Source organism: Streptosporangium sp. NPDC048047 (genome assembly GCF_040653115.1).
In the GTDB taxonomy this organism is placed as follows: Bacteria; Actinomycetota; Actinomycetes; order Streptosporangiales; family Streptosporangiaceae; genus Streptosporangium.
Genome location: NZ_JBEZNH010000111.1, coordinates 1 through 7092, shown reverse-complemented (window position 1 = coordinate 7092; position 7092 = coordinate 1). Strand labels below are relative to the sequence as shown.

At 68.0% G+C, this 7092-nt stretch carries 6 protein-coding genes and 1 pseudogene; 4 read left to right on the top strand and 3 right to left on the bottom strand.

The window, feature by feature from the left end:
- The first annotated feature begins 106 nt into the window (after positions 1-106).
- A complete protein-coding gene (locus AB0D67_RS38735; RefSeq protein WP_362947324.1) occupies positions 107-724 on the top strand; it encodes a tetratricopeptide repeat protein in 618 nt (205 codons plus the stop codon).
- A 635-nt stretch (positions 725-1359) separates the two neighbouring features.
- On the opposite strand, the gene AB0D67_RS38730 is transcribed toward AB0D67_RS38735, so the two are convergent.
- The 3 genes and pseudogenes from AB0D67_RS38730 to AB0D67_RS38720 form a co-directional block, all read right to left on the bottom strand.
- A complete protein-coding gene (locus AB0D67_RS38730) occupies positions 1360-2124 on the bottom strand; it encodes a lytic polysaccharide monooxygenase (protein ID WP_362947322.1) in 765 nt (254 codons plus the stop codon).
- Between the two features lie 187 nt (positions 2125-2311).
- Complete coding sequence (locus AB0D67_RS38725) at positions 2312-2770, bottom strand: hypothetical protein (RefSeq protein ID WP_362947327.1); 459 nt, start codon at positions 2768-2770, stop codon at positions 2312-2314.
- Between the two features lie 291 nt (positions 2771-3061).
- Positions 3062-3235, bottom strand: a pseudogene (locus AB0D67_RS38720) (helix-turn-helix transcriptional regulator); the annotation flags it as partial.
- A gap of 293 nt (positions 3236-3528) precedes the next feature.
- Here AB0D67_RS38720 and AB0D67_RS38715 point away from each other — a divergent pair.
- From AB0D67_RS38715 to AB0D67_RS38705, 3 genes are all read left to right on the top strand, one after another.
- Positions 3529-4905, top strand: a complete 1377-nt coding sequence (locus AB0D67_RS38715) for a peptidoglycan DD-metalloendopeptidase family protein (RefSeq protein ID WP_362947320.1) — start codon at positions 3529-3531, stop codon at positions 4903-4905.
- A 129-nt stretch (positions 4906-5034) separates the two neighbouring features.
- A complete protein-coding gene (locus AB0D67_RS38710) occupies positions 5035-6309 on the top strand; it encodes a hypothetical protein (protein WP_362947318.1) in 1275 nt (424 codons plus the stop codon).
- Positions 6310-6404: 95 nt separating this feature from the next.
- A partial coding sequence (locus tag AB0D67_RS38705) for a M23 family metallopeptidase (protein ID WP_362947316.1) occupies positions 6405-7092 on the top strand: 688 nt, incomplete at its 3' end.

Genomic DNA, 7092 nt, shown 5'->3' with positions numbered 1-7092 from the left:
CCGCCAGCCTGGATCAGGCTGGCCGCCTACCCGGAGAAATTCCTGACCGTCCACAACGGCAGAGGCGGGAGATCCGGTCACCGCCCGCGACCGGTACGCCGCCCTCCTGCCGACATATGAACGAGCTTTCGGCACCGAACACCCGCGCACGCTGGACGTCCGGGCGAACCTCGCCACCCTCATCGGGAGAACGGGAGACGCGACTGGAGCGCGTGACCGGCTGACCGCTCTACTGCCGGTGTACGAACGGGTACTGGACGCCGAACATCCGAACACGCTGAGCGTCCGGCACGACCTCGCCTACTGGACGGGAGAGGCAGGCGATCCGGCCACCGCCCGCGACCGACTCGCCGCCCTGATACCGGTGCTGGAACGGGTCCAAGGGGCCGAGCATCCGCACACGTTGTCCCTGCTCGACAACCTCGCCTGCATGACGGGGAAAGCGGGTGACGCGGCCGGGGCGCGCGACCGGCTGGCCGCCCTGCTGCCGGTGTACGAACGGGTCATGGGCGCCGAGCATTTCGGCACGCTGAGCGTCCGGCACGACCTCGCCGTCTGGACGGGAGAGGCGGGCGATCCGGTCGCCGCCCGCGACCGACTGGCCGCCCTGTTTCCCGTCCGGGAACGGGCACTGGGCATCGGGCACCCGGACACGCTGGACACCCGGCGCCACCTCACCCGGTGGGCGGAGGCCGCCGGGCGGGGATCCGGAGACGGTGGATGATCTCTGCGCCGGACGCTCTGCGGTTCAGGACCGGTCCGTTCGTCCGGGGAGCGATCCGGGATCGGGAATGGCCTGTGGCGTCCGCAGTCGAGGCTGAGGGCATCCGGAAGTTCTCCGTTCCCGGGGCGTCGCGATCCGTTCCGGCCCAGGCTCGCCGGCGTCCTTCCGCCGGCATCGGAAACAGGAATCCCGGGTCGATCCCACCGGGATCAACCCGGTGACAGGAATCGCAGCCATAGCCGGATGGCGCGCCACGGTTCGATTCTTCCGTACGGGATCGGAGAATCCGGCCGGCTTGATGCCGAACGATTCTCGGACCGGTTCACCGTACCCTTTTCTTATCAGGGAACGACGAACGATCGCGTCCGGCGGCCACGGCGTTTCTCGCACGGCGGGATCCGGAACAATGGCCCGTCGTACAGACCGAACAAATCGACGACGCGATGAAGATACAATTTTTCGGTTTCCTGCGCAATGCCTTTCAGCTCAGACTGAAAGGCCCAGGTGGTCGCCGGGCCGCCGCGGCTCCGGGGTTCGCGGGGCCTCGCATTCCTGCGGGCGTCCCGCGGCCGTGCGCCGGCGCGGGACGCCCGCAGACGCGACCCGGTGATCCACCGGATCGTTCGAAGAAGAGGTCACACGGACTGCCAGAGCGCCGGGACGTTCGGCGGCTCCCAGCCGGTCAACGCGGTGTGCGGCTGGACGCACCGGTAGGTGCGCCCGCCGTAAGTGACCAGGTCACCGGCCTTATAGGATGTTCCGGCCGTCCAGGCGCCGCCCGGAGTCGCCGTGGGAGTGGGCGTGGAGGTCGGGGTGGCGGTCGGCGTGGGTGTCGGAGTCACCGAGGGAGTCGGCGTGGGCGTCGGGGTCGGGCTGGGGCTCGGGCCGCCGGGACCCACCTGAAGGTCGACGCAGTTGTAGAAGGCGTTCTCGGTGTCTGCGATGTTCCAGATCGCCAGCAGCTTGATCCGGCCGGTTCTGCCGCCCAGGTTCACCGTGTGAGTGACGACCGACGGCGGCTGCTTGCCGCGGTCGTTGATGACCGCGATCCGCTCGTTGCCGATGTAGTACTCCCACGTGCTGGTGGCGTGGCGGGCCTCGATCAGCCACTTGAAGGTGACCGTGTCGCCGACCGCGATGGCGGGCCAGGGCTTGCTGTCATCGTCGAGAGGAGCCCACCGGGGGTCTCCGGCGCTGCAGTTGCGCTGGCCCTTGGGCCCCTCGACGCTCTGCGGCTCCCAGATGATCGGTCCGCAGTTGGGAACCTTGCCGGCGGCACACCACGCCTGCCGGCTCGGCGGGTCCGAGATGTAGCCGTGGGCCGACGCGGGCGAGGCGATCACCACCACCGTCGTGGCGGCGACGACCAGCGCCGCCAGGGGTGCTAACAGTTTCCGCATGTCACGCTTCCTCTGTTGGGGGGCAGTGACACTAATATAAAAGAAAGTTTACTAACAATAAACCCCATGGTGGAATCCTGACACCGACGGGTGCCAGGAAGGGGGTCATCCTGGACCGGGCCCGAAGCGCCGATCGCCCGGCATCACGCCGGGCCGTCAGCGATCCGGTCCCGGAATCGTCCCGACGTCACGGGTGCCGGGACACCGGGGCAGAGTCCGAGGCGAACTGGCAGCGGGGCATGTTCGGCGGCGGATGGGCGGAGACGTCGACGCGTTCGGCCCTGGCGAACCCCCACCCCTCCCATCGCTCGCTGCCCGGCTCCGAACGGTCCCCCTGCGTGTAGTACCAGATCGTCGCCTCACCGCCCTGGACACGTCCGAGCTCCCAGCAGACGAACCAGCTCCTCTGTGTTTCCAGGGTCCCTATCCTCTCCGTGCCGTCCACGGTGAGATAGAGCGGCGTATTGGGCAGGTTGGGACACACGAAGTCCCTGGTCCACACGTCGCGCTCGTGTCCGGGGTCGGTGTGCTTGGCTCCACCGCGCTCGGTGCAGGACCTCGCGCTCTCCGCGTCGGCCCCGAAGGGGTCGCCCAGACGCCAGACCAGGATCACGCCCATGACCAGGAGCACCAGCACCGCCGCCAACGGCCGTGCGCGGTTCCCCCACGGGACCGGCCGGCGCCCACGCGTGTTCCCCGCCGGAACCGGCGGATCCGATGCGCCGGACGACGGACCAGGCGGGTCCGATGAGCCGGACGGACCCGGCGGGTCCAACGGGTCCGATGGGTCCGACGAGTCCGGCGGCGCGGGGAGAGGTCGCTTCGGTGACGTCAGACGGTCATCCGGCTGCTCGGTGGGCTGCTGCCGTACGGGTTCGGTTTCGGGGATCTGAGCGGTCTGCGCCCACACCCATCTCCGGTGGAGTTCGAGGATCTGCGCCTGGCTCGCCTGACATTCCTTGGCGAACTGCTCCAGAAGCGTGAAGTTCGACGGGACACCCTCTCCCGAGCAGTAACGGTGGAGAGTGGATTTGCTGATACCGAGCCGCCTGGCGAGAGCGTCGTAACTACGGCCGGTCCTTTCCTTCATATGGCGTAGATGCGCGGCCAAATCTGCGACGGCGGATGGCTCTGACAACTCTTACTCCTTGAGTTGCAGCCCGATCTTGACCACCGAAGGGTAACGCGGAACCGGCCGAATCTCCCGCCCGAATCCCATTACGGTCCCATTGCGTGTGGGATTCCGCTGGTCAAAGCGTTCCATCATCCCATCCTTCCCATGCCGTCCCAGATCTCTTGCCTCAAGGTGACTCGCCGGTAATGGTGAGGACCGCCGGGCCGGCCAAGATCCTCAACCGGGCCCACCCCCACCGGTCCCAAGGACCACCGAACCTCAGGAGACGCATGAGCATGCCTCCGTTCGTTCCCTCGCGCTCCAGGCACCAGGGAACGGCGCGCCCCCTGCCGGTGAGAGCGGCGGCGGCCGCCGCTCTCACCCTCCTCCTCGGCGGCCTGCCGAGCCTTCCGGCGCACGGCGCGACCTCGGCGGGCGCCTCCGTCCGGCAGGCCGCGCAGGCCGCGCCGAACCTGCAGTTGCCCTTTCCCTGCGGGCAGAAGTGGCGGCTGGACACCTGGGCTCATGCCCCCGCCCTCGACATGGTCAAGGAGCCCGACCAGACCGGCACCGAGGGGGCCACCCTCATCGCCCCCGCCGCCGGGACGGTGAACAAGTCCTTCTACCACAGCAACGCCGGCAACGTGATCCAGATCGACCACGGGGGCGGTTACTTCACCACCTACCTGCACCTGCAGTCCCGCGTTGTCTCGGTCGGGGCGAAAGTGTCGACGGGAACCACCATCGGCAAGGTCGGCCGCACCGGACCGACCTCCAACGACCACCCCCACCTTCACTTCGAGCTCGGTTACGACGCCAACGGCGACGACGAGGCGTCCTGGGGCTTCGAGGGGTCCGAACGGGTCAGGCCCACCTTCAACGGCGTCACCTACGGCTCATCGAACAACCAGACCTGGCGCAACGTCACCAGCGACAACTGCGGCGCCCCGACGGGAACCGCTTCGGTCTACGGGGTGCTGCCCGACGGGCGGCTGACCTACAGCGCCATCGACGCCGCCACCGGCCAGCGCACCAAAACGGTCGTCTCCACCGCCACCCTCGGCTTCACCCCCAAAGCCATGGCGACCCTGAACTTCAACACCATCCTCATCACCGACGACAGCCCCGACGGCAAGCTCTACCGCATCGACGTCATCACCAACAAAGACTCCCTCGCCTTCAACCCACCCGTCCACCTCGGCGGCGGCTGGACCCACGACCTGCTCACCTACGACGGCAACACCCACCTGTTCGGCATCGCCGGCGGAGTACTACGCCGCTACATCGTCAACACCGCCAAACCCGCCATCACCAACATCTCCGCCGGCTCCATCGTCGGCACCGGCTTCACCCTCAAAACCCTCACCAGCACCGCCTCCAACTGGCTCCTGGGCACCACCGCCACCGGCCTGCTCATCTCCTACCGCATCGACGGCACCCCCTACACCCGCCACCAACTCCGCGACTCCACCTGGCAGGTCTTCGACCACCTCCTCTCCCCCGGAGGCGGCGTCTACTACGGCCACCGCCCCGAAGGATCCCTCCACCGCTACCTCGACGCCAACCCCCACGACGACAACGGCGACGACATCACCGGACAAGGCACCGTCGACACCGGCGGCTGGACCCAAACCCTCCTGTCCACCCAACCCGCCACCGTCGACTGACACGGCCGACTCCACGTACCGGACGGCACACGCCGGATCTTGTGAAGGACTCCCCCCATGTTCAGGCCCCTCCTCTCCCGTGTCCGCCTCACAGTCGCAGCGATTATCATCGTCCTCTGTTCACCGGCCGTGGCGTCCCCCGCGACGGCCGAGCCGGCGCCGCGGCCCACCACCGCCTCCGAGGTCACCGCCGCCTACCAACTGGCCGCCTGTGACCCCAACGGCGCCACGTCCGCCGACGCGGCCCTGGCCACCCAGCTCAACGGCACCCTCAGAGCGAAGATGCGCGGCTACATGTCCGCCTATCGCGTCTCGTGCGCCCGCATGGTCATCAAGGCCGTGCACGACCGCGGCCTCGACCCCCGGGCCGCCGTGATCGCCATCGCCACGACCATCGTCGAGACCAGCATCCAGAACATCAGCGAAGAGGTCGACCACGACAGCCTCGGGCTGTTCCAGCAGCGCGCCTCCTGGGGAACCGCCGCCCAGCGCCTCAACCCGACGTGGGCCACCAACGCCTTCCTCGACAAGATGCTCCGGGTATACCCGAACAACTCCTGGAAGACCGCACCCATCGGTCAGGTGTGCCAGGCCGTACAGGTGTCGGCCTACCCCGATCGCTACCAGGAACAGGCCGCCGACGCGCAGATCATCGTCAACACCGTCCTGCCCTACGTCAGCGGGCCGAAAGGCACGGCTTCGATCTACGGGGTGCTGCCCGACGGGCGGCTGACCTACAGCACCATCGACGCCGCCACCGGCCAGCGCACCAAAACGGTCGTCTCCACCGCCACCCTCGGCTTCACCCCCAAAGCCATGGCGACCCTGAACTTCAACACCATCCTCATCACCGACGACAGCCCCGACGGCAAGCTCTACCGCATCGACGTCATCACCAACAAAGACTCCCTCGCCTTCAACCCACCCGTCCACCTCGGCGGCGGCTGGACCCACGACCTGCTCACCTACGACGGCAACACCCACCTGTTCGGCATCGCCGGCGGAGTACTACGCCGCTACATCGTCAACACCGCCAAACCCGCCATCACCAACATCTCCGCCGGCTCCATCGTCGGCACCGGCTTCACCCTCAAAACCCTCACCAGCACCGCCTCCAACTGGCTCCTGGGCACCACCGCCACCGGCCTGCTCATCTCCTACCGCATCGACGGCACCCCCTACACCCGCCACCAACTCCGCGACTCCACCTGGCAGGTCTTCGACCACCTCCTCTCCCCCGGAGGCGGCGTCTACTACGGCCACCGCCCCGAAGGATCCCTCCACCGCTACCTCGACGCCAACCCCCACGACGACAACGGCGACGACATCACCGGACAAGGCACCGTCGACACCGGCGGCTGGACCCAAACCCTCCTGTCCACCCAACCCGCCACCGTCGACTGACCGTCGTCGTGGCCCTACCGGCAGGACGGGGACCGCGTCCGAACCCGTCATTCATCAGAGGCCGGCCGGAACGGTCGGGTCCCCGGAGGAGTCTCATGTCCAAAACCGCCGCCCTACGAGCGGGTGTCACCACCGTGCTCTTCGCCGCCGTCGGTCTGATCGTCCCGGTGAGCCCCGCGCTGGCCGCTCCGAATCTGCAGCTGCCCTTTCCCTGCGGGCAGAAGTGGCGGCTGGACACCTGGGCCCACGCCCCCGCCCTGGACATGGTCAAGGAGCCCGACCAGGTCGGCACCGAGGGTGCGACCCTCGTAGCCCCGGCCGCCGGGACGGTGAACAAGTCCTTCTACCACAGCAACGCCGGCAACGTGATCCAGATCGACCACGGAGGCGGCTACTACACCACCTACCTGCACCTGCAGTCCCGCGCCGTCTCCGTCGGGGCGAAAGTGAGCACGGGCACCACGATCGGCAAGGTCGGCCGCACCGGACCCACCTCCAACGACCACCCCCACCTCCACTTCGAACTCGGCTACGACGCCAACGGCGACGACGAGGCCTCCTGGGGCTTCGCCGGCTCCGAACGCGTCAAACCCACCTTCAACGGCGTCACCTACGGCTCAGCGAACAACCAGACCTCGCGCAACGTCACCAGCGGAAACTGCGGCGCCGAACCGAGCTCTCCTGCGGCTCCCGCCATGATGCGCGACGACGGTGACGGCAGCATGACGATCTGGCGCTGGACCTCCAACGGCTCCTCCTTCGCCCACGGCACCGACTACGAAT